Raw genomic sequence first — 21,911 nt, forward strand, 5'->3', positions numbered from 1 at the left:
CGGCTTTTTCCGCCCCAGCTTCCAAGGCCTTTTGCATGTCTGATCCTCGTTACCAGGTCGACGTCAGCGTCGTGACCCGCTTTCTCGCAGAACAATCACAGCCTGAGCAAAACCGCTTCGCTTTCGCGTACACCATCACGGTACACAACAACGGCGAGCTACCGGCCAAACTGCTCTCGCGGCACTGGGTGATTACCGATGGCGACGGCAATGTCGAAGAAGTGCGCGGCGAAGGCGTCGTGGGTCAGCAGCCATTGATTCAGCCCGGGCAAAGCCACACCTACAGCAGCGGCACGGTCATGAACACCAAAGTCGGCAACATGCAGGGCAGCTACCAGATGCTCGCGGACGACGGCACCCACTTTGATGCCATCATTGCGCCGTTCCGTCTGGCGGTGCCAGGGGCGCTTCACTGATGGCGGTTTACGCAGTCGGAGATCTGCAAGGTTGCCTTGAACCGCTGAAGTGCCTGCTCGAACGAGTAGCGTTCGACCCCGTCAACGACAAGCTGTGGCTGGTGGGTGACCTGATCAACCGTGGCCCGCAATCGCTGGAAACCCTGCGTTTTCTCTACAGCATGCGTGACGCTGTCGTCTGCGTACTGGGCAATCACGACCTGCACCTGCTCGCAGCGGGGCGCAACATCGAACGCCTCAAAAAAGGCGACACGCTGCGAGAGATCCTCGAAGCGCCCGACGCCAACGACCTGCTCGACTGGCTGCGCCAGCAGAAGCTCATGCATTACGACGCCGAGCGCGATATCGCGCTGGTTCACGCGGGCATTCCGCCCCAATGGAGCCTGAAAAAAGCGCTGCGTTGCGCGCAAGAAGTCGAGGAAGCCTTGCGTGACGACAACCGCTTCGAGCCGTTCCTCGATGGCATGTATGGCAACGAACCGGCCAAATGGGACAAAGACCTGACGGGCGTCACCCGGCTGCGCGTGATCACCAATTACTTCACCCGCATGCGCTTCTGCACCAGCGACGGCAAGCTCGACCTCAAGAGCAAGGAAGGCCTGGACAGCGCACCTGCTGGATACGCCCCCTGGTTCAGCCACAAGGATCGCAAGACCAAAGGCCTGAACATCATTTTCGGCCATTGGGCAGCCCTTGAAGGCCGCTGCGACGAACCTGGCGTCTACGCCCTGGACACCGGTTGTGTGTGGGGCGGCGCGATGTCGATGCTCAATGTCGACACACGGGAAATGATCCGCTGCAAGTGCGACGACCGAGGCAACATCGCGACAGCATCCCCCGCCCAAGCGACCGAGCACTCGACCGCATCCCCGCGCTAAAATCCCTTTTTCGTTCTCGACGGGTCGAGAACCCACTGGCCCAGGAGCCCAATGCCATGACCGACTTCAAACGCATTCCGCCGGAGCAGGCCCATGCCTTGCGTGAAAAAGGCGCCGTGCTGGTCGATGTCCGCGACGCGCAGACGTTCGCCAGTAATCACATCCCTGACTCGCACCACCTGGACAACCATTCGGTCGCCGATTTCATCCGCAATGCCGATCTGGACAAACCACTCGTCGTCGTCTGCTATCACGGCAACTCAAGTCAGAGCGCGGCGGCCTATCTTGTAGGGCAGGGCTTCTCTGAGGTCTACAGCATGGATGGCGGTTTCGAGCTTTGGAAAACCACGTTTCCGAGCGAAACCGCGCAAGGCTGATCGAAAAATATTTTTTCCGAGCGCAAGCCCGCGTCCTACGCGGCTTCGCGCATCCAACTGACGAACGGTTGCCTCACATTCACACGCCTTCCTTCTTTCTGTGTGCGAATCCGAACTATCCTTGTCCTCAGGCCATCCGAATCAGGGGAGAGCCGGTACACCGGCGCGTGGGTCATCGGTAGCTACTTTTATGGTGTTTGGGGGGTAAATGGCGACTGACTGATCAGCCGTCATCCAGCATCGACTGACGATCCGCCGCCGGCTCCACGTATCGAGCGAGGTGACGTCATGAGTATTTTTAGCCACTTCCAACAACGCTTTGAATCGACCCGCCAGGAAGAGCTCTCGCTACAGGAGTACTTGGAGCTCTGCAAAACCGATCGCAGTGCATACGCCTCAGCCGCAGAACGTCTTCTGATGGCCATTGGCGAGCCTGAGCTGTTCGACACGTCGACCAACTCCAGGCTGTCCAGAATCTTCTCCAACAAGGTGATCCGGCGCTATCCGGCGTTCGAGGATTTCCACGGCATGGAGGACTGCATCGAGCAAATCGTCTCGTACTTCCGCCATGCGGCCCAAGGTCTGGAAGAGAAGAAACAGATCCTTTATCTGCTCGGCCCGGTAGGCGGTGGTAAATCGTCTCTGGCTGAAAAACTCAAACAGCTTGTCGAAAAAATACCTTTCTACGCCATCAAGGGCTCGCCGGTTTTCGAATCGCCCTTGGGCCTGTTCAAACCTTCCGAAGACGGGGCGATCCTCGAAGAGGACTACGGCATCCCGCGCCGGTATCTGAACACCATCATGTCGCCCTGGGCGACCAAACGTCTGGCTGAGTTCGGGGGCGACATCAGCCAGTTCAAGGTGGTGAAGCTGTATCCGTCGATCCTTAATCAGATCGCCGTGGCCAAAACCGAACCGGGTGACGAGAATAACCAGGACATCTCGGCACTGGTCGGTAAAGTCGATATTCGCAAACTTGAGGAATACCCACAGAACGACGCCGACGCTTACAGCTACTCGGGCGCGCTGTGCCGGGCCAACCAGGGCCTGATGGAATTCGTGGAGATGTTCAAGGCGCCGATCAAGGTCTTGCACCCACTGCTCACGGCCACTCAGGAAGGTAACTACAACAGTACCGAAGGCCTGGGCGCGATCCCCTTCACCGGTATTCTGCTGGCCCACTCCAACGAATCGGAATGGCACAGCTTCCGCAACAACAAGAACAACGAAGCGTTCATCGACCGCATTTACATCGTGAAGGTGCCGTATTGCTTGCGCGTCAGCGACGAAATCAAGATTTACGACAAGCTGCTGTTCAACAGTTCGCTGTCCAAGGCCCATTGCGCGCCCGACACGCTGAAAATGCTGGCGCAGTTCACTGTTTTGTCACGCCTCAAAGAACCGGAAAACTCGAACATCTATTCCAAGATGCGGGTGTACGACGGGGAAAACCTCAAGGACACCGATCCGAAAGCCAAGTCGATTCAGGAGTACCGCGATGCGGCGGGTGTCGACGAAGGCATGAACGGCCTGTCGACCCGTTTTGCGTTCAAGATTCTGTCGAAGGTCTTCAACTTCGACCCGCACGAAGTCGCCGCGAACCCGGTTCATCTGCTGTACGTGCTTGAGCAGCAAATCGAGCAGGAGCAGTTCCAGGCCGAAACCCGTGAGCGCTACCTGCGCTTCATCAAGGAATACCTGGCGCCGCGCTACATCGAGTTCATCGGCAAGGAGATCCAGACGGCTTATCTGGAGTCCTACAGCGAATATGGTCAAAACATCTTCGACCGCTATGTGCTGTACGCGGATTTCTGGATTCAGGATCAGGAGTACCGCGATCCGGAAACCGGCGAGATCCTTAATCGCGTTGCGCTCAACGAGGAACTGGAAAAGATCGAAAAACCGGCCGGCATCAGCAATCCGAAGGATTTCCGCAACGAAATCGTGAACTTCGTGCTGCGTGCCCGCGCCAACAACAACGGCAAAAACCCGACCTGGCTTGGCTACGAGAAGCTGCGGGTGGTGATCGAGAAGAAAATGTTCTCTAACACCGAAGACCTGCTGCCGGTGATCAGTTTCAACGCCAAAGCCAGCAAAGAGGACCAACAGAAGCACAACGACTTCGTTACCCGGATGGTCGAGCGGGGCTACACCGACAAACAGGTACGGCTGCTCTCCGAGTGGTACCTGCGCGTGCGTAAGTCCCAATAACACAGCTGTGAGCTACAAGCTTCAAGCGGCAAGCTGAACGGAGCGGCGCCTGATGTCCGGCCAGATCAGCTTGCAGCTTGTGGCTGTTTTTACCTTGTAGCTGCCCGGAGGGCTTATGAGCTATGTGATCGACCGACGTCTCAATGGCAAGAACAAGAGCACGGTAAATCGTCAGCGCTTTCTGCGGCGTTACCGTGATCACATCAAGAAAGCAGTGGAAGAAGCGGTCAGTCGTCGCTCTATCACTGACATGGAACACGGCGAACAAATCAGCATTCCGGGGCGAGATATCGACGAACCGGTTCTGCATCATGGGCGTGGCGGCAAACAGACAGTCGTCCACCCCGGTAATAAGGAGTTCACCACTGGCGAACACATCGCCCGGCCTCAAGGCGGCGGCGGTGGCAAAGGCGCTGGCAAAGCGAGCAACTCCGGCGAAGGCATGGATGAGTTCGTGTTCCAGATCACCCAGGAAGAGTTCCTCGAATTCATGTTCGAAGACCTCGAACTGCCCAACCTGGTCAAACGCAACCTGACCGGTACCGACACCTTCAAAACCGTACGCGCAGGGATCAGCAACGAAGGCAACCCGTCGCGCATCAACATCATTCGCACATTGCGCTCGGCACACGCACGACGCATCGCCCTGTCCGGCAGCAGCCGCGCCAAACTCAAGGAAGCGCTCGCCGAACTTGAGCGCATGAAACGCGAAGAACCTGACAATTTTGGTGATATTCAGGAGCTGGAAACTGAAGTCGAACGGTTGCGCGCACGCATCAAGCGCGTGCCCTATCTCGACACCTTCGACCTCAAATACAACTTGCTGGTCAAACAGCCCAACCCAAGTTCCAAGGCGGTCATGTTCTGTCTGATGGACGTGTCGGGTTCTATGACCCAGGCGACCAAGGACATCGCCAAGCGCTTTTTCATCCTGCTGTACCTGTTCCTGAAGCGTAACTACGACAAGATCGAGGTCGTGTTCATCCGCCATCACACCAGCGCCCGCGAGGTCGACGAAGAAGAGTTTTTCTATTCTCGGGAAACCGGGGGCACTATCGTTTCCAGTGCGCTGAAACTGATGCAGGAAATAATGGCCGAGCGCTATCCCACCAACGAGTGGAACATTTACGCAGCGCAAGCCTCGGACGGCGATAACTGGAACGATGACTCGCCAATCTGCCGAGACATTTTGATCAAACAGATCATGCCGTTCGTGCAGTACTACACTTACGTCGAAATTACCCCGCGCGAACATCAGGCGCTGTGGTTCGAATATGAGCGCATCGGTGAAGCCTTCGCTGACACCTTCGCGCAGCAACAGTTGGTCTCCGCCGGGGACATCTACCCGGTATTCCGTGAACTCTTCCAGCGCAGGTTAGTGACATGACCGGTAGAGAACAGAAACGCCAACCCCTTTCCACGGGTTCAGAGTGGACGTTCGAACTGATCCAGGCCTATGACCGGGAGATCAGCCGCATTGCCGAACGGTACGCACTGGACACCTATCCCAATCAGATCGAGGTGATCACCGCCGAGCAGATGATGGACGCCTATGCGTCAGTCGGCATGCCGCTGGGCTATCACCATTGGTCCTACGGCAAACACTTCCTCAGTACGGAAAAGTCCTACTCGCGAGGGCAGATGGGTCTGGCGTACGAGATCGTCATCAACTCCGATCCGTGCATCGCCTATCTGATGGAAGAAAACACCATCTGCATGCAGGCACTGGTCGTGGCTCATGCCTGCTATGGCCACAACAGCTTCTTCAAAGGTAATTACCTGTTCCGCACCTGGACCGACGCTAGCTCAATCATTGATTACCTGGTGTTCGCCAAGCAGTACATCATGCAGTGCGAGGAGCGCCATGGCATCGACGCCGTGGAGGACTTGCTCGACTCCTGCCATGCGCTGATGAATTACGGTGTGGACCGTTACAAACGCCCCTATCCGATCTCGGCAGAAGAAGAACGTCGGCGCATGAAGGATCGGGAAGAGCACCTACAGAAGCAGATCAACGACCTGTGGCGCACCATCCCGAAAAGCGCGAGCAAGAACGACAAGGAGGACAACGCGCGCTTCCCGGCCGAACCGCAGGAGAACATCCTCTATTTCATCGAGAAACACGCGCCGTTGCTGGAGCCATGGCAGCGTGAAGTGGTGCGCATCGTGCGCAAGATTGCCCAGTATTTCTATCCGCAACGCCAGACGCAGGTGATGAACGAGGGATGGGCAACCTTCTGGCATTACACCCTGATGAATGACCTGTACGACGAAGGTCTGGTCACAGACGGGTTCATGATGGAATTCCTGCAATCCCACACCAGCGTGGTGTTCCAGCCCGGTTTTGACAGCCCTTATTACAGCGGCATCAACCCCTATACGCTGGGCTTCGCCATGTATCAGGACATTCGGCGGATGTGCGAGCACCCCACCGAAGAAGACCGTCGCTGGTTCCCCGACCTTGCAGGCACCGATTGGCTGACCGCCGTGAAGTTCGCGATGAGCAGCTTCAAGGATGAAAGCTTCATCCTTCAATACCTGTCGCCCAAGGTCATTCGCGACCTGAAACTGTTCAGCATTCTGGATGACGATCAGAAAGACGATCTGCTCGTTCCCGCCATTCATGACGAATCAGGCTACAGAACGATCAGAGAAACCCTCGCTGCTCAGTACAACCTGGGTAATCGCGAACCCAATGTGCAGATCTACAGCATTGACCGCCGTGGCGATCGCTCGCTGACCCTGCGCCATCAACAACACGACCGCAAGCCACTGGGCGACTCGACCGAAGAAGTGCTCAAACACCTGCACCGTCTGTGGGGTTTCGATATTCATCTGGAAACACTGCAAGGCGACCAGGTCATGAAAACCCATCACGTCCCACCGAGAGGCGATCACGCCGACAGTGAATATCCCCGGCTCGACTTGGCCGTCGTTCACCTTTAGAAGATAAAGCGGTTTGCACCTCCGCAAGAGCGACGTAAGGTTTATCCTGTCGCGCTTACGGAGGTTTTTTATGCAGATCTATAAAGTTGGCGGAGCCGTTCGCGATCGCCTGCTTGGCAAACCGGTCTCGGACACGGACTGGGTGGTTGTCGGCGCGACGACCGACGAAATGCTGATCAAGGGTTATCGCCCGGTGGGGACGGATTTTCCGGTTTTCCTCCACCCGCTCACGGGTGAGGAATATGCGCTGGCGCGCACCGAACGCAAGAACGGCCGAGGCTATGGCGGCTTTGTGTTCCACACCGACCCCGACGTCACGCTCGAAGAAGATCTCATTCGGCGCGACCTGACGATCAACGCAATGGCCGAAGACAAGGACGGCCACCTCACCGATCCGTACCACGGTCAACGCGATCTCGAAGCACGCATCTTGCGCCACGTTTCCCCCGCTTTCGCCGAAGATCCACTGCGTGTGTTGCGGGTTGCCCGCTTCGCCGCTCGCTATGCACCTGACGGTTTCACCATTGCCCCCGAGACGCTGGAATTGATGCGTGAGCTCAGCGCGTCAGGCGAGCTCGAAGCCCTGACACCCGAGCGCAGTTGGAAGGAAATCTCTCGCGCATTGATGGAGCCGGAGCCTCAGGTATTCATTCAGGTGCTGCGGGACTGTGGCGCGCTCAACGTGCTCATGCCCGAAATAGACACCCTGTTCGGCATCCCTCAGCCAGAAGCCCATCACCCTGAAATCGATACTGGCGTGCATGTGCTGAGCGTGTTGCATCAGTCTGCGCTGCATCACCAGCCACTTAGCGTGCGCTGGGCGTGCCTGCTCCATGATCTTGGCAAGGGGCTGACCCCGCAGGAGGACTGGCCACGACACATTGCTCATGAACAGAAGGGACTGAAAGCGATCAAGGCTGTGAACCTGCGCTTCAAAGTGCCGAAAGAGTGTCAGGAACTGGCGCTGTTGGTCGGCCAGTACCACACCCATGGTCATCGCGCTTTGGAACTGAAGCCATCGACCCTTCTGGACCTGTTGCAAAGCTTCGACGTGTACCGCCGTCCTCAGCGGTTCGAAGAGTTCATCATTGCCTGCGAAATGGACGCCCGTGGCCGCAAAGGCTTTGAGGATCGCAGTTATCCACAGGCCGAGTACCTGCGCGGCGCAGCGGAAGCGGCCAGGCAAGTGGCGATTCAACCGCTACTGGACAAGGGTTATCAAGGGCAAGAGTTGGGCGAGGCGTTGAAGCGTGAACGTCTGGATACGCTGACGTTCTACAAGGCGGCATCTCAGGCGTGACCGAGGTTTCGCTGGAGGCCATCTGACCTCTGTGGGAGCGAATTCATTCGCTCCCACGAGAGATATGCGGTGCTGATTAGACCGCAGACAAGATTGAATCCGGGGTCAACTGCTGCCCCCGCCACTCAAACGCCACTGGCCACAACTGCTGTTCGATCTGAGCAATTTCCCACTGCCGGGCAAACGTAAGCCCCGTCTCCGGATGCACCTTTTCCGGCGCAATCAAAGAAAGTGGCCACAGCACGAAGGCGTTTTTCAGGATTTCAGCGCGCGGCAGAACAAGACCATCGAAGTTCCCCACGTGCTCGCCATACAGCAGCACGTCGATATCCAGCGGCAGACCTTTACGATCAGGCGCGTAACGACCGTTATCCGCCTCGATGAACTTCAAGCGGCGATCCAGCTCGATCAGCGGCAGATCGGTCAGCGCCGACACCACCAGATTGATGAACGGCCCGCTCTTGATCCCGACAGGATGGCTCTCGAACACCGCAGAGCACGACATGTCCGTCAAAATGCCTGCCAATGCATCAAGCCCGGCACACAGGTGACGGTGCCGATCGATATTACTGCCCAGGCCGAGAAAAACCCGTGTCAGCGGCATCCGCGCTCGATCTCCACACCCACGCCCTTGGCCGCTGCTACGGCCCCTGGCTTGGTCAATTTCAAATGCAGCCAGGGAATATTGAATTCGCTCATCAATACCTCTGCCAACCGCTCAGCGAAGGTCTCCACCAGTTGGAATTGAGAGACGTCGGCAAAGGCCTGAATGCGTGCAGACACACTGGCGTAATCGAGGGCCTTGCTCAGATCGTCGCCCGCCGCTGCGGGGCGGTTGTCCCAGGCAAAACTCAGGTCCAGACGCAGAACCTGGCGAATGCCACGCTCCCAGTCATAGGCGCCGATCACCGTATCGACCTCCAGACCCTCAATGAAAACTCTGTCCAAGCCTTTCTCTCCGCTGCACGACAAGGGCGCAATGCGCCGTTAGAATCAGGGCATCCCCGCCCGGAATGGTTAGCATGTTTTGGTTACTGGCGATCCTCGCCTACCTGCTCGGCTCGCTGTCCTTCGCCATCCTGCTCAGCCGCCTGAACGGCAGCCCGGACCCGCGCGACAGTGGCTCGGGCAACGCGGGCGCGACCAACATGTTGCGTCTGGCAGGCAAGAAGCTCGCTATCCTGACCCTGATCGGCGATGTCTGCAAAGGATTGATTCCCGTGCTGATCGCCGCCTGGGCCGGGCTCGACGCCAGAGGCCAAGCCTGGATCGGGCTTTGCGCGGTACTCGGTCACCTGTTTCCACTGTACTTCCGCTTTCGTGGTGGCAAGGGCGTGGCGACGGCAGCCGGCATGTTACTCGGCCTGTATCCCCCCGCCGCCCTGCTGGCAATTGCCGCATGGCTGCTGACGTTCTACCTCACCCGCACCAGCTCGCTGGCTTCGCTGATTGCCACGCCGCTGACCCTGCCGCTACTCGCCTGGCAGCAACCTCACGCGCTGTTGCCCATGAGCGTTCTGACCCTGCTGATCGTCTGGCGCCATCGTGGCAATCTACGCGACCTCTTTGCCGGGCGCGAACGGCATTTCTGAAACCAGAATATGAAAAAGGCTCATACGAGCCTTTTTCTTCTATCTCATCCGGACGTTACAACCCCGGCAATTGCTCCATCGGCCAGCGGGCCCGAACACTGATGCTCAGGTCTTCCTTCTGACCGGCCTGCAAACGCTGGCATCCGGCAAACGCGATCATCGCGCCATTATCGGTACAGAATTCCGGACGGGCGTAGAAAACGTTCCCCCCCATACCGCGCAGCATCTCTTCCAGCGATTGACGCAGCGCCTTGTTCGCACTCACGCCCCCCGCAATCACCAGACGTTTGAGGCCCGTCTGTTTCAGCGCGCGTTTGCACTTGATGGTCAGAGTCTCCACCACCGCATCCTGGAAGGCCAGCGCGATGTCGCAACGGGTTTGCTCGCCGTCGTCCCTAGCGCTTTGACATTGCTGCCACGTGTTCAGCGCGGAGGTTTTCAGACCGCTGAAACTGAAAGTCAGACCCGGACGATCGGTCATGGGTCGTGGAAACGAAAAGCGCCCTGGGGTGCCCTTTAGTGCAAGACGCGAAATTTCGGGGCCTCCGGGGTAATTCAGGCCCATCATCTTGGCCGTTTTGTCGAAAGCCTCGCCGGCGGCGTCATCCAGCGTCTCGCCCAGCAGTTCGTAAAGGCCGATGCCATCGACACGCACCAGTTGCGTGTGACCGCCCGACACCAACAAAGCGACGAACGGAAACTCAGGCGGTTGCGCCTCCAGCATGGGGGCCAGCAGGTGGCCTTCCATGTGATGAACCCCCAGTGCCGGAATGTCCCAGGCGAATGCCAGTGCCTGGGCGCAGGAGGCCCCAACCAGCAAGGCGCCGACCAGCCCAGGGCCTGCGGTGTAGGCAATCGCATCGATCTCGGTCGCGGCACAGTCGGCCTCGGCCAACACCTGACGAATCAAGGGCAGCATGCGTTTTACGTGATCACGAGAGGCAAGCTCAGGCACCACGCCACCATAGACCCGGTGCAGGTCGATCTGGCTGAACAATGCATCGGCGAGCAGACCGCGTTCACTGTCGTACAACGCTACGCCGGTCTCGTCGCAGGAGGTTTCCAAACCCAGTACTAACATGGGGTACGCCTTGTGGACGCTGATTTCGAAGGCGCGCATGATAGTCGCCGCTCATGCCTGCGACCAGTGCTTTTCGATCAGAGGCTTTGCATTCCTCTCGCCGAGGGGTTAACATCCGCAACCCTTAAAACCGGCGTACTCAGTACAAGCGTTGTGCGAGGCGTCGACCCCGGTAATGAATGAAGGTAGCTCTGGATGCCAGCCGTCAAAGTTAAAGAGAATGAACCCTTCGACGTAGCTCTGCGTCGTTTCAAGCGCTCCTGCGAGAAAGCCGGCACTCTGGCCGAAGTTCGTAGCCGCGAATTTTACGAGAAGCCAACTTCCGAGCGTAAGCGTAAAGCAGCTGCTGCTGTTAAGCGTCACGCCAAGAAAGTTCAGCGCGAACAGCGCCGCGCCGTTCGTCTGTACTAATACAGACGTCTGTCGCAAGCTTCTGCCTTGCCCGGCCTCAAAGCCGGGCTGTCGGCAGTTATAGATTTAGCCCCACGCAGCACAGACAAAGGCTTTCAGCGTCCTCGACGTAATCACGACAAGCCCAGTCAAATTCTTCCAGCCTGAACCAGGCTACGCTGACCGGTCTACACTGACCAGGCAACCGTCGTTACGCTTTGGATTCTCCACGATCTTTCTGGCGGGGCGCCTGATGATGAGAACGCCATGGCTGGATTGATTCCCCAAGGTTTTATTGACGACCTCCTGAACCGCACCGACATCGTCGATGTTGTCAGCTCACGCGTCCAGCTCAAGAAAACCGGGAAGAACTTCAGCGCCTGCTGTCCTTTCCACAAGGAAAAGACGCCGTCCTTCAGTGTCAGCCCGGACAAACAGTTCTATTACTGCTTTGGTTGTGGCGCAGGCGGCAACGCCCTCGGCTTCATCATGGACCACGACAATCTGGACTTTCCCCAGGCCGTCGAGGAACTGGCCAAAGCCGCGGGCATGGAAGTACCCCGCGAACAGGGCGTCAGAGGTCAAAAGCCAAGACAGCCCACAGATTCGCCGCTTTACCCTTTATTGACCGCCGCTGCCGATTTTTACCGTGCTGCGCTGAAAAGCCATCCGACACGCAAAGCTGCAGTGGATTACCTGAAAGGCCGTGGCCTGTCAGGCGAGATTGCCCGTGATTTCGGACTGGGGTTCGCTCCGCCCGGCTGGGACAATCTCTACAAGCATTTGAGCAGCGACACGCTTCAGCAAAAGGCAATGATCGACGCTGGTCTGCTGATTGAAAATGCCGAAACCGGCAAGCGCTACGATCGCTTCCGCGACAGGGTCATGTTTCCCATCCGCGATACGCGAGGCCGAGTCATCGCCTTTGGCGGCCGCGTGTTGGGTGACGACAAACCGAAATACCTGAACTCTCCGGAGACGCCGGTATTTCACAAGGGCCAGGAACTCTACGGCCTGTTCGAGGCGCGCAAACATAATCGCAACCTCGACGAAATCATCGTTGTCGAAGGTTACATGGACGTCATCGCCCTCGCCCAACAGGGCCTGCGCAATGCCGTCGCCACGCTGGGTACCGCAACCAGCGAAGAACACTTGAAACGCCTGTATCGCATCGTCCCGAACGTGCTGTTCTGCTTCGACGGCGACCAGGCGGGGCGAAACGCCGCTTGGCGAGCACTGGAAGCCACCCTTTCCAGCCTGCAAGACGGCCGACGGGCACGCTTTCTATTTCTGCCGGAGGGTGAAGACCCGGATACGCTGGTTCGAGCCGAAGGCACAGACGCGTTCAAGGCGAGAATCAACCAACATGCGCAGCCACTGGCCGATTATTTTTTCGAGCAACTGACCAAGGAAGCGGATCCGCGCTCTCTGGAAGGCAAGGCGCACATGGTCACCCTGGCTGCGCCACTGATCGAAAAAGTGCCAGGCGCCAATCTGCGCGAATTGATGCGTCGGCGACTCAAGGAAATAACCGGGCTGGATACGGCGACGGTAAACCAGTTGGTGCAATCAGCCCCTGCCGAGGCGCCACCGCCTTACGATCCGGGCTTCGATTACGATTCAGTGCCCGATTATGGCGACTACCAGCCACACGACGCTTACGAACCACAGCAGGAATGGGCACCACAAACGCCAAGCAGTGGCGGCCAGAAAAAGAAATGGGAAAACAAGCCTTGGGACAAAGGCAAAAAGTGGGACAAGAACGGCAAACGGTCGGATTTTGAACCACGCTGGGTCCCGATAGGCGTTGAAGCGCCAATCCTGACTGCACTCAGGACACTGCTTCATCATCCTGACCTTTCGGCAAAAGTGGCCAATGCGAGCACGTTCGCCGACGAAGAACACAGCACATCTCAGCTTTTGGTGGCCCTGATCGAAGCCATGCAAAAAAACCCAAAGCTGAAACCCATGCAACTCATCGCTCGATGGCATGGAACCGATCAGGGAAAATTATTACGACAACTGGCGGAAAAGGAATGGCTGATCGCGGCCGACAACCTTGAACAACAGTTTTTCGACACTATAACTAGGTTGTCCGCTCGCCAACGCGAGCGCCACCTGGATGAATTGATCAGGAAGGAAAGGCAGACAGGATTGAACGCCGATGAAAAAGTTCGGCTGCTCAGCCTGTTAAATCGCAATCTTCCTGCACAAACCCCGACCTCAACTGGCGCGTGAGGTCCTAGCTCGGGTATAATCCTCGGCTTGTTTTTTGCCCGCCAAGACCTTCAGTGGATAGGGTGTTATGTCCGGAAAAGCGCAACAGCAGTCTCGTATCATTGAGTTGATCAAACTGGGCCGTGAGCAGAAGTATCTGACTTACGCCGAGGTCAACGACCACCTGCCCGAGGATATTTCAGATCCGGAGCAGGTGGAAGACATCATCCGCATGATTAACGACATGGGGATTCCCGTACACGAGAGTGCTCCGGATGCGGACGCCCTTATGCTGGCCGACGCCGATACCGACGAGGCCGCTGCGGAAGAAGCAGCCGCCGCGCTGGCAGCGGTGGAGACCGATATCGGTCGCACCACCGACCCTGTGCGCATGTATATGCGCGAAATGGGTACGGTTGAGCTGCTGACTCGTGAAGGCGAAATCGAAATCGCCAAACGCATCGAGGAAGGCATCCGCGAAGTGATGGGCGCTATCGCCCACTTCCCGGGCACCGTCGAGCACATCCTGTCCGAATACGATCGCGTTACCAGCGAAGGCGGACGCCTGTCCGACGTTCTGAGTGGCTACATCGACCCGGACGACGGCATTGCGCCACCTTCGGAAGCGCCAATGCCGATGGATCAGAAAGCCGACAAGGCCGATGAGTCGGACGACGAAGAAGACGAAGAAAGCGACGGCGACGACGAGGAAGAAACCGAAAGCGGGCCGGATCCTGTTGTTGCTGCCCAGCGTTTCGGTGCCGTCTCCGAGCAGATGGAGATCACCCTCAAGGCGCTGAAGAAGCACGGTCGCGGCAGCAAACAGGCCAACGAGGAACTGCTGGTTCTGGCTGACCTGTTCATGCCGATCAAGCTGGTTCCCAAGCAATTCGAGAACCTGGTTGAAACAGTACGCAGTGCTCTGGAGCGTCTGCGCGCGCAAGAACGCGCCATCATGCAATTGTGCGTCCGTGATGCACGCATGCCGCGCGCTGACTTCCTGCGCCAGTTCCCGGGCAACGAAGTCGACCAGAGCTGGACTGAAGCACTGGCCAAGGGCAAGACAAAATACGCCGAAGCCATTGGCCGCCTTCAAGCCGACATTCAGCGTTGCCAGCAGAAGCTGACCGCGCTGGAAGAAGAAACCGGCTTGAGCGTGCTGGAAATCAAGGACATCAACCGTCGCATGTCGATCGGTGAGGCCAAGGCCCGCCGCGCGAAGAAAGAGATGGTTGAGGCCAACCTGCGTCTGGTGATCTCGATCGCCAAGAAGTACACCAACCGCGGCTTGCAGTTCCTGGATCTGATTCAGGAAGGCAACATCGGTTTGATGAAGGCGGTGGACAAGTTCGAATACCGTCGCGGCTACAAGTTCTCGACTTACGCCACGTGGTGGATTCGTCAGGCAATTACTCGCTCGATCGCTGACCAGGCCCGCACCATCCGTATTCCGGTGCACATGATCGAGACGATCAACAAGCTCAACCGCATTTCCCGCCAGATGTTGCAGGAAATGGGTCGCGAACCGACGCCGGAAGAGTTGGGCGAGCGCATGGAAATGCCTGAGGACAAAATCCGCAAGGTATTGAAGATCGCCAAAGAGCCGATCTCCATGGAAACCCCGATCGGTGACGACGAAGACTCGCATCTGGGTGACTTCATCGAAGACTCGACCATGCAGTCGCCAATCGATGTCGCCACCGTTGAGAGCCTGAAGGAAGCGACACGCGAAGTGCTGTCCGGCCTGACCGCCAGAGAAGCCAAGGTTTTGCGCATGCGTTTCGGTATCGACATGAACACCGACCACACCCTTGAGGAAGTCGGTAAGCAGTTCGACGTCACCCGTGAACGTATCCGTCAAATCGAAGCCAAGGCACTGCGCAAGCTGCGCCACCCGACCCGGAGCGAACATTTGCGTTCATTCCTGGACGAGTAAGCGATCCGCGTTACCCAGAACCCCCGGCACTGCCGGGGGTTTTGCATTTTAAGGGAATAAGATTTCGGCACTGTGCCACTGCCCCTCAGCCCAGCTACACTCGACTCAATCTCAACACTGAAACGACTGAGGCTGCCATGTTTTGGATGCCAGCCATTGTTTTCTTGTGCTTGACGGGGTCGGCGCTTGCTGACACTCCGGCGCCTTCTCAGGGAGCGCTGTCCTGGCAGGGCGTGCACAGGGAAACAATGCAGAGTAAGGACGCTGCGTCGCCTGACATCGAACGCATCAGCGAGACCGGTTCGCACCCGGATACCGTGGGTGACGGACTTTCGAGCATTGATGATCGCCTTCATGAAGCCCTGGCGTATACCGAACTGCCAGAAACCAACTCGGCTAACCCCACAACGCCCACCGCACGCCCTTCCGAGCTGGCGAGATTCTGGCGAGATTTTCTGCTCTACGGACTGCCTGGCCTGTTGCTATTGTCGACCATCCTGGCCGTGGTGGTACGCATCAACCGCCGTCTCAGCTCGGAAATCTCTCGACGCGTAGCACTGGAACAAGAACTTCGCAGCAGCGAATACCACTATCGCGGCATGATCGAGAGCCTGTCGGCCATCGCCTGGGAAGCCAATATTCAGGACTATTCCTACAACTACGTCTCCCCTCACGCTGAAAACCTGCTCGGTTATCCACTTCACCAATGGCGCAAACCGGGCTTCTGGCGCAGCATCGTGCACCCCGCCGACCTCGCATGCGCACAAGCGTATTGCGATCAGCAAACAGCACAAGGCAACGATCACAGCCTCGATTACCGCGTCATTGACGCTAATGGCAACGTGCTGTGGGTACGCGACATTGTCAGCCTGATCAGCTACGGTCACGAACCGGTCATGCGTGGCCTGATGATCGACATCACCGAGGCCAAGCAGACCGAAGAAGCCCTGCGTCGCTCGGAAGGCAAATTCGCCTCCGTATTCGCCCAGTGTCCTGACATTCTGGTCATCGCACGACTGTCCGACGGCTGTTTCCTTGAGGCGAACCAGGCGTTCGTCGAACAGATTGGTCTCGATGCCAGCGAAGTCGTGGGCCGCAAGCCCAGCGAACTGAACATCTGGGGCATTCCCGACATCGGCCCAAGCCTGCTGCAACGCTTGCAAAAGGGCAGCATTCGCAACCTGGAAATGCCCTTCCGTCGCAGCAATGGCCAGACGTTCACTGGGCTACTCTCGGCCGAGCCGTTCGACCTGGACTCCACACCTGCCGTGGTGGTGGTTGTCCGGGACATCACCCCGCTCAAAGAGGCGCAGCAACAGCTGCAACTGTCCGAAGAAAAGTTCGCCAAAGCCTTTCACTCCTCCCCGGACGGCATGCTCATTTCCCGACAAAGCGATGGGATGCTGGTGGAGATCAACGACGGATTCAGCCGCATCACTGGCTATCACAGCTCGCTCTCACTGGATCGCACGACGCTGGACCTCGGCATCTGGGTCGATCTCAACGAGCGTCAACAATTACTGGAGCAACTGAGCCGCGACGGCTTCGTCAAGGACTTCACCAGCCACATTCGCCGTCGGGACGGCCAGATTCGCCTGTGCGAAATTTCATCACGACCACTCCCCATTGGCGGCGAAGATTGCATGCTGACCATCGCCCGAGACATCACTGAACGCCATCAAATGCAGGAGAAACTGCAACTGGCGGCGACGGTATTCGAGAGCACTGCCGAAGGCGTACTGATCACCGACACCCGCCAGCGCATCAATGCGGTCAACCGCGCCTTCAGTGAAATCACCGGCTACAGCGAGGGCGAGGCCATTGGCGAAACGCCACGCTTGTTGGCGTCAGGCCTGCACGACAGCGCGTTCTATGCGGCGATGTGGTACCAGTTGACCGCCGAGGGTCACTGGCAAGGGGAAATCAGCAATCGTCGCAAAAACGGCGAGATTTACCCGAGCTGGCTGACCATCAGCGCGGTTCGCAACCGCGACAAGTTCATCACGCACTTCGTCGCCGTATTCGCCGACATCTCCAGCCTCAAACAGGCCCAGGCGCGATTGGATTATCAGGCTCACCACGACCCGCTCACCGGCCTCCCCAATCGCACGCTGTTCGAAAGCCGCCTGCATGCCGCGCTGGTGCACAGCAAAGAGGCTCACAGCCTGGGCGCTGTGCTGTTTCTCGATCTCGACCGCTTCAAACACATCAACGACAGCCTCGGTCACCCAGTGGGCGACCTGCTTTTGAAAGGCATCGCCCAGCGGCTTAAAGAAAACCTGCGCGACATCGACACCGTCGCCCGACTGGGCGGTGACGAATTCATCATCCTGTTGCCTGGCCTGCAAACCAGCCATGACGCGGAAGTCATTGCGACCAAACTGCTGAACAGCTTCTCCGCCCCCTTTCAGGCCGGAGAACATGAATTCTTCATCAGCACCAGCATCGGCTCTGCGTTGTTCCCCACGGATGGCGCAGACGTCGCCACACTCATCAAAAACGCCGATGCGGCGATGTACCGCTCCAAAGCCAAAGGCCGCAACCGCGTAGAAAGCTATACCCGCGACCTGACCGCCCAAGCCAGCGAACGCATTGCACTCGAACATGAACTGCGCCGCGCCATTGAACGCAACGAGTTCACGCTTTCCTTCCAGCCGAAAGTCAGCCTGCTGACGCAGCGACTGGTCGGCGCCGAAGCGCTAATTCGCTGGACTCACCCCACCTTCGGAGAAGTCCCCCCCGAACGGTTCATTCCGCTGGCAGAAGAAAACGGCATGATCCTGCAAATCGGCGAATGGGTATTGGAGCAAGCCTGCCAACAGCTCTATGAATGGAACCAGTCCTATGACATTTTCGGGCCACTCTCGGTCAACCTGGCCGGGGCCCAATTGCGCCAGCCCAATCTGGTCAACCGCATCGAACACCTGCTCAAACAATACGAGCTGCAACCCGGCTGCCTGCAATTGGAAATCACCGAAAACTTCATCATGTCCCAGACCGAAGAAGCCCTCTCGGTGCTGCATCGCCTGAAGAAGCTCGGCGTACAACTGGCCATCGACGATTTCGGTACTGGCTACTCCTCGCTCAGCTACCTCAAACGCCTGCCACTGGACATCCTGAAAATCGACCAATCCTTCGTCCGCGGCCTCCCGGACGACCCTCACGACGCCGCCATCGTGCGCGCCATCATCGCTCTGGGCCGCAGCATGCAACTGACCGTCATCGCCGAAGGCGTTGAAAACCTCGAACAGCAGCAATTCCTGGCCGACGAAGGCTGCGAACAGATCCAGGGCTACATCGTCAGCCTGCCCCTGCGCCCGGAAGAGTTTTGCGCGACGTTTCTTCGTATCACCGTTTCAGACTTTTCGGATAGCACAGCACGGAAACCATCGTTATAATCCGCCGCCTGACTGAGGGCCTATAGCTCAGTTGGTTAGAGCAGAGGACTCATAATCCTTTGGTCCACGGTTCGAGTCCGTGTGGGCCCACCAACCTTGAAGCCGCGTACTACGCGGCTTTCGGCTTTTTGGGTTTGTGGCAGCCGGATCAGTCCTATGGTCCGAAGGTACAAATTAGGTACAGTGCGGCTTCGCTTGCACGCCTTTGGAGTCCTTCAGATGGCCACAATCGTCAAAACCCCTGCCGGCACCTGGAAGGCCGTCATCCGCAAGACCGGATGGCCGACCAACGCCAAAACCTTTCGCACCAAACGCGACGCCGAAGATTGGTCACGACGCACCGAAGATGAAATGGTGCGGGGTGTCTATATCCAGCGCAGCGGGTCCGAGCGGCTGACACTCGAAAATGCGCTGCAGCGATATCTGCGCGAAGTCAGCCCTACCAAAAAGCCCACCACGCAGAAGGCTGAGGCAACCAAGGCTCAGCAGTTGATCAAGCACCTGGGCAAATACTCGCTGGCGGCTCTGTCATCCGAGGTGATCGCCAACTATCGCGATACGCGCCTGGGCTCGCTGACCAACCGCGGTCAACCCACGAGCAATAACACTGTGAGGCTGGAGCTTGCCCTACTCAGCCACCTATTCACTGTCGCAATTCAGGAGTGGGGCCTCGGACTCACATACAACCCTGTGCTCAACATTCGGAAACCGAGCCCAGGTGAAGGCCGAAATCGTCGGCTTACAGCAGACGAGGAACGTCGCTTGCTGAAAGAGGTAAACAAGCACAGCAACCCTATGCTCGGATGGATCGTCAGCATCGCCTTGGAAACGGGTATGCGGTCGTCTGAAATCACAGGGCTACGTCGGCATCAGGTCGATGTCAAAAAGCGCGTAGCACGTCTTCTGGTCACGAAGAACGACAGCGCCCGGACTGTGCCACTTAGTAAGCTCGCTGCAGCAACATTCCAAGCAGCGCTTCAAAACCCTGTGCGCCCCATCGATTGCGATTTGATCTTTTTTGGTGAACCTGGAAAGGACGGAAAGCGGCGCCCTTATGCCTTCACGAAAATCTGGGGATTGCTCAAATCTAAGCTGGGCATGCCAGATTTCCGCTTCCACGACCTCCGCCATGAGGCAGTCAGCCGATTGGTTGAAGGTGGGCTTTCAGACCAAGAGGTTTCTAGCATCAGCGGCCACAAGTCAATGCAGATGTTGAAACGATATACGCATCTTCGCGCGGAGGACCTGGTGGTGAGGCTTGATGGCTTGAAAGCCAAAAAAACAGGCAAAAAATAATTTCTATCACACATTCACCGACAATAGATTTCAGGCAACCCCCTATATATATTGGCTCTTCCACACCTGCCAACTAGCCAAAACCACATACTTTGGCAATCTCTGATTAGTAAAGTCTCTAATCCAAACTAATACGCCTTGGTTGAAAACCGAGGCGTAGCCGTTTGACGACTGTGCATCATTACCCAAATATACGCCTAACTATTAGCAACTATGGTTGATTGACAATGACGACCGAACAATATTTGCTTGAGCGCTTTGGCCCACTGATGAGCATCGTAGATCTTGCCGCGATATTAGGCCGATCTCCAGGAGGAGTTAGAGTGGCCCTTTATTCAAACACCGAAATTTCTAAAAGACTCAAACCTACGATGCTCAAGATCGGCCGGCGAGTTTATTTTCGCACCCTCCAAGTCAAGGAGGTATTGTCGCTCGACGGAGAGCGTGGAAGTGCAATCCCATGAGCACGGATCAAACCTTCAAAGTCAAAAGGCCGCCCTACTGCATTGTTCCAGCAAGCGTCCTAACCGAGAGCAGGCTGAGCTGGCGCGCGCGTGTGGTCTTGTCTTGGATGCTGGGTCAGAACGAAGGCTGGGAGCTTAGAGTCGGCCACATACGTGGAAAATTTGGCCTCAGCGAGCAGCAATGGAGCGCTACAAGCAAAGAGCTACGGGCGCTAGGCTACTTCAAGCAGGAGCGATTCCAGAATGAATCAGGGAAGATCATCTGGGAGAATTTTGTCACGTATACCCCCAGTGAACCATCCCCCCAAAAACCAGGGGATGGCCGATCATGCCATGGCGAGCCACTGCCCGGGAAACCATCCCCTGGCCCCAAGGGGGATATACCAATAAAAAGAGAAAACAATACAAACCATACCATTATAAAAGAAACTAGAACAAAACCTAACACCAGCGAGATTTCACCGAAGCATACGCTCACATGGCCAACACTGGCCGCCACAGAGCGGAGCCTCATTGAGCCATTGTTGATAGATGTGGACCAACAAGCCGCTCAGATGCTTCTTGATGAGCTAGCAGGCAATCTGGAAGCAGGTAGAGTTAAGGCACCTAACAGATGGTTTAAAGCAGTTCTCAAACGCTACAGGGAAGGTAAGTTCTCACCCACGATTGCACGCGCCATGGCAAATAAGCAGAACTCGACATTGCCGGACCATCCCCCAAAAACGAAGCGAGTAATTAAAACGAGATCGGTTGCGGATGCAAACATCTCCGGCATGCCAAAGCACATAGCCGCAGTTCTGAATAGAAAATATCAGCAGCCACAAGCGTAGGAGCGGAGCGCTGTGAAACCTCGCATTTATTCGCCGTTCATCTCCGCGCTCCGCTTGGGCAACCCCTTCGGTTGCATCCCGCGTCCTATCCTTGCCGGACGGGCGGCAGGGGCAGGTCCGGCGGCTACGCCTTGTTCCTCCCCCTGTCGCTAGGCTTGGTCGCTTACAGCTGCATCAAGGGTACGGCTACGCCCATCATCTTCACCCGTTCGGTGCTCGCCACTCCGGGCTGCGCTCCGCTGCGGCTTGCGGTGATGCCCTTGACCCAGCTTCCAGCTATTCGTGGATGCTGGCTGAAACAAATTCGGTCAAGGTGAGCTTCCCGTCCACAAAAGCTTGAGCGCGTCGCTTTTCTTCAACGCTCAATACAAAGCCCTCCAGCCCGATTGACGCGCAAGCATACTCGACAGCCTTCCGACGCCGCTCCCGCTCAGCACTCGTGATGATGATGCTCTCCGAAGTATTCACGGGCCTCCCCTCGTGTCGGTGACTAAAGCAAGACAATTTCAGCGCTGAACAGATAAACGAGGGTCAAGGGCGTCACCGGAGGCCGCAGCCCGTGAAACGGGACCGGGCGAG

The 21,911-nt window shown here is 57.2% G+C and carries 18 protein-coding genes, 1 tRNA gene and 1 pseudogene; 16 read left to right on the forward strand and 4 right to left on the reverse strand.

Going from position 1 to position 21,911, the window contains the following annotated elements; all coding sequences use genetic code 11:
* Positions 1–35 precede the first annotated feature (35 nt).
* The 7 genes from apaG to ACI5GA_RS13955 all read left to right on the forward strand — a co-directional run bounded on the left by apaG (position 36) and on the right by ACI5GA_RS13955 (position 8,128).
* Positions 36–416 carry a Co2+/Mg2+ efflux protein ApaG gene (gene apaG / locus ACI5GA_RS13925; RefSeq protein WP_421423015.1) on the forward strand — a complete coding sequence of 127 codons (381 nt, stop codon included), beginning with the start codon at positions 36–38 and terminating at the stop codon, positions 414–416.
* Positions 416–1,294 carry a symmetrical bis(5'-nucleosyl)-tetraphosphatase gene (locus tag ACI5GA_RS13930; protein WP_404640199.1) on the forward strand — a complete coding sequence of 293 codons (879 nt, stop codon included), beginning with the start codon at positions 416–418 and terminating at the stop codon, positions 1,292–1,294. The genes apaG and ACI5GA_RS13930 overlap by 1 nt, the downstream gene beginning before the upstream one ends.
* Positions 1,295–1,350: 56 nt before the next feature.
* Positions 1,351–1,671, forward strand: coding sequence for a thiosulfate sulfurtransferase GlpE (glpE, locus tag ACI5GA_RS13935; RefSeq protein WP_404640201.1), 321 nt, complete (start codon positions 1,351–1,353; stop codon positions 1,669–1,671).
* Positions 1,672–1,959: 288 nt separating this feature from the next.
* Entirely contained in the window at positions 1,960–3,882 is a 1,923-nt protein-coding gene (locus tag ACI5GA_RS13940; RefSeq protein ID WP_404640203.1) for a PrkA family serine protein kinase, read from the forward strand.
* Positions 3,883–3,997: 115 nt separating this feature from the next.
* Positions 3,998–5,269, forward strand: a complete 1,272-nt coding sequence (locus ACI5GA_RS13945) for a YeaH/YhbH family protein (RefSeq protein WP_404640205.1) — start codon at positions 3,998–4,000, stop codon at positions 5,267–5,269.
* Positions 5,266–6,828, forward strand: coding sequence for a SpoVR family protein (locus tag ACI5GA_RS13950; protein WP_404640207.1), 1,563 nt, complete (start codon positions 5,266–5,268; stop codon positions 6,826–6,828). Before ACI5GA_RS13945 ends, ACI5GA_RS13950 begins: the two co-directional genes overlap by 4 nt.
* Positions 6,829–6,898: 70 nt before the next feature.
* Complete coding sequence (locus ACI5GA_RS13955) at positions 6,899–8,128, forward strand: multifunctional CCA addition/repair protein (RefSeq protein WP_421423016.1); 1,230 nt, start codon at positions 6,899–6,901, stop codon at positions 8,126–8,128.
* A 76-nt stretch (positions 8,129–8,204) separates the two neighbouring features.
* Here ACI5GA_RS13955 and folK read toward each other — a convergent pair whose 3' ends face one another.
* Positions 8,205–8,732 (reverse strand): 2-amino-4-hydroxy-6-hydroxymethyldihydropteridine diphosphokinase, encoded by a 528-nt coding sequence (gene folK / locus ACI5GA_RS13960; protein WP_404640211.1) that lies wholly within the window; start codon positions 8,730–8,732, stop codon positions 8,205–8,207.
* Positions 8,723–9,076 carry a dihydroneopterin aldolase gene (gene folB, locus ACI5GA_RS13965; RefSeq protein WP_404640213.1) on the reverse strand — a complete coding sequence of 118 codons (354 nt, stop codon included), beginning with the start codon at positions 9,074–9,076 and terminating at the stop codon, positions 8,723–8,725. The genes folK and folB overlap by 10 nt, the downstream gene beginning before the upstream one ends.
* A gap of 74 nt (positions 9,077–9,150) precedes the next feature.
* Between folB and plsY the strand changes: the two genes are divergently transcribed.
* A complete protein-coding gene (plsY, locus tag ACI5GA_RS13970) occupies positions 9,151–9,720 on the forward strand; it encodes a glycerol-3-phosphate 1-O-acyltransferase PlsY (protein WP_404640215.1) in 570 nt (189 codons plus the stop codon).
* Between the two features lie 55 nt (positions 9,721–9,775).
* Here the strand turns inward: plsY and tsaD are convergent, their stop codons facing one another.
* Complete coding sequence (gene tsaD / locus ACI5GA_RS13975) at positions 9,776–10,801, reverse strand: tRNA (adenosine(37)-N6)-threonylcarbamoyltransferase complex transferase subunit TsaD (protein WP_421425479.1); 1,026 nt, start codon at positions 10,799–10,801, stop codon at positions 9,776–9,778.
* A gap of 195 nt (positions 10,802–10,996) precedes the next feature.
* Here tsaD and rpsU point away from each other — a divergent pair, with 195 nt between their 5' ends.
* The 8 genes and pseudogenes from rpsU to ACI5GA_RS14015 all read left to right on the forward strand — a co-directional run bounded on the left by rpsU (position 10,997) and on the right by ACI5GA_RS14015 (position 21,332).
* On the forward strand, positions 10,997–11,212 hold the full coding sequence (rpsU, locus tag ACI5GA_RS13980; RefSeq protein ID WP_108239945.1) for a 30S ribosomal protein S21: 216 nt from the start codon (positions 10,997–10,999) through the stop codon (positions 11,210–11,212).
* A gap of 246 nt (positions 11,213–11,458) precedes the next feature.
* Positions 11,459–13,429 (forward strand): DNA primase, encoded by a 1,971-nt coding sequence (gene dnaG / locus ACI5GA_RS13985; protein WP_421423017.1) that lies wholly within the window; start codon positions 11,459–11,461, stop codon positions 13,427–13,429.
* A 67-nt stretch (positions 13,430–13,496) separates the two neighbouring features.
* Positions 13,497–15,344 carry an RNA polymerase sigma factor RpoD gene (rpoD, locus tag ACI5GA_RS13990; protein WP_421423018.1) on the forward strand — a complete coding sequence of 616 codons (1,848 nt, stop codon included), beginning with the start codon at positions 13,497–13,499 and terminating at the stop codon, positions 15,342–15,344.
* A 440-nt stretch (positions 15,345–15,784) separates the two neighbouring features.
* Positions 15,785–18,742, forward strand: a pseudogene (locus ACI5GA_RS13995) (EAL domain-containing protein); the annotation flags it as partial.
* Between the two features lie 16 nt (positions 18,743–18,758).
* Positions 18,759–18,835 (forward strand) — tRNA-Ile (locus ACI5GA_RS14000).
* A gap of 126 nt (positions 18,836–18,961) precedes the next feature.
* Positions 18,962–20,038, forward strand: coding sequence for a tyrosine-type recombinase/integrase (locus tag ACI5GA_RS14005; protein ID WP_421423019.1), 1,077 nt, complete (start codon positions 18,962–18,964; stop codon positions 20,036–20,038).
* Positions 20,039–20,265: 227 nt separating this feature from the next.
* Positions 20,266–20,502, forward strand: coding sequence for a plasmid-related protein (locus ACI5GA_RS14010; protein ID WP_421423020.1), 237 nt, complete (start codon positions 20,266–20,268; stop codon positions 20,500–20,502).
* Entirely contained in the window at positions 20,499–21,332 is an 834-nt protein-coding gene (locus tag ACI5GA_RS14015) for a hypothetical protein (RefSeq protein ID WP_421423021.1), read from the forward strand. The genes ACI5GA_RS14010 and ACI5GA_RS14015 overlap by 4 nt, the downstream gene beginning before the upstream one ends.
* A gap of 276 nt (positions 21,333–21,608) precedes the next feature.
* On the opposite strand, the gene ACI5GA_RS14020 is transcribed toward ACI5GA_RS14015, so the two are convergent.
* Entirely contained in the window at positions 21,609–21,800 is a 192-nt protein-coding gene (locus ACI5GA_RS14020) for an antitoxin VbhA family protein (protein WP_421423022.1), read from the reverse strand.
* Between the last annotated feature and the right edge of the window lie 111 nt (positions 21,801–21,911).

It is taken from the genome of Pseudomonas sp. Pseu.R1, from assembly GCF_045764065.1.
Lineage (GTDB): Bacteria > Pseudomonadota > Gammaproteobacteria > Pseudomonadales > Pseudomonadaceae > Aquipseudomonas.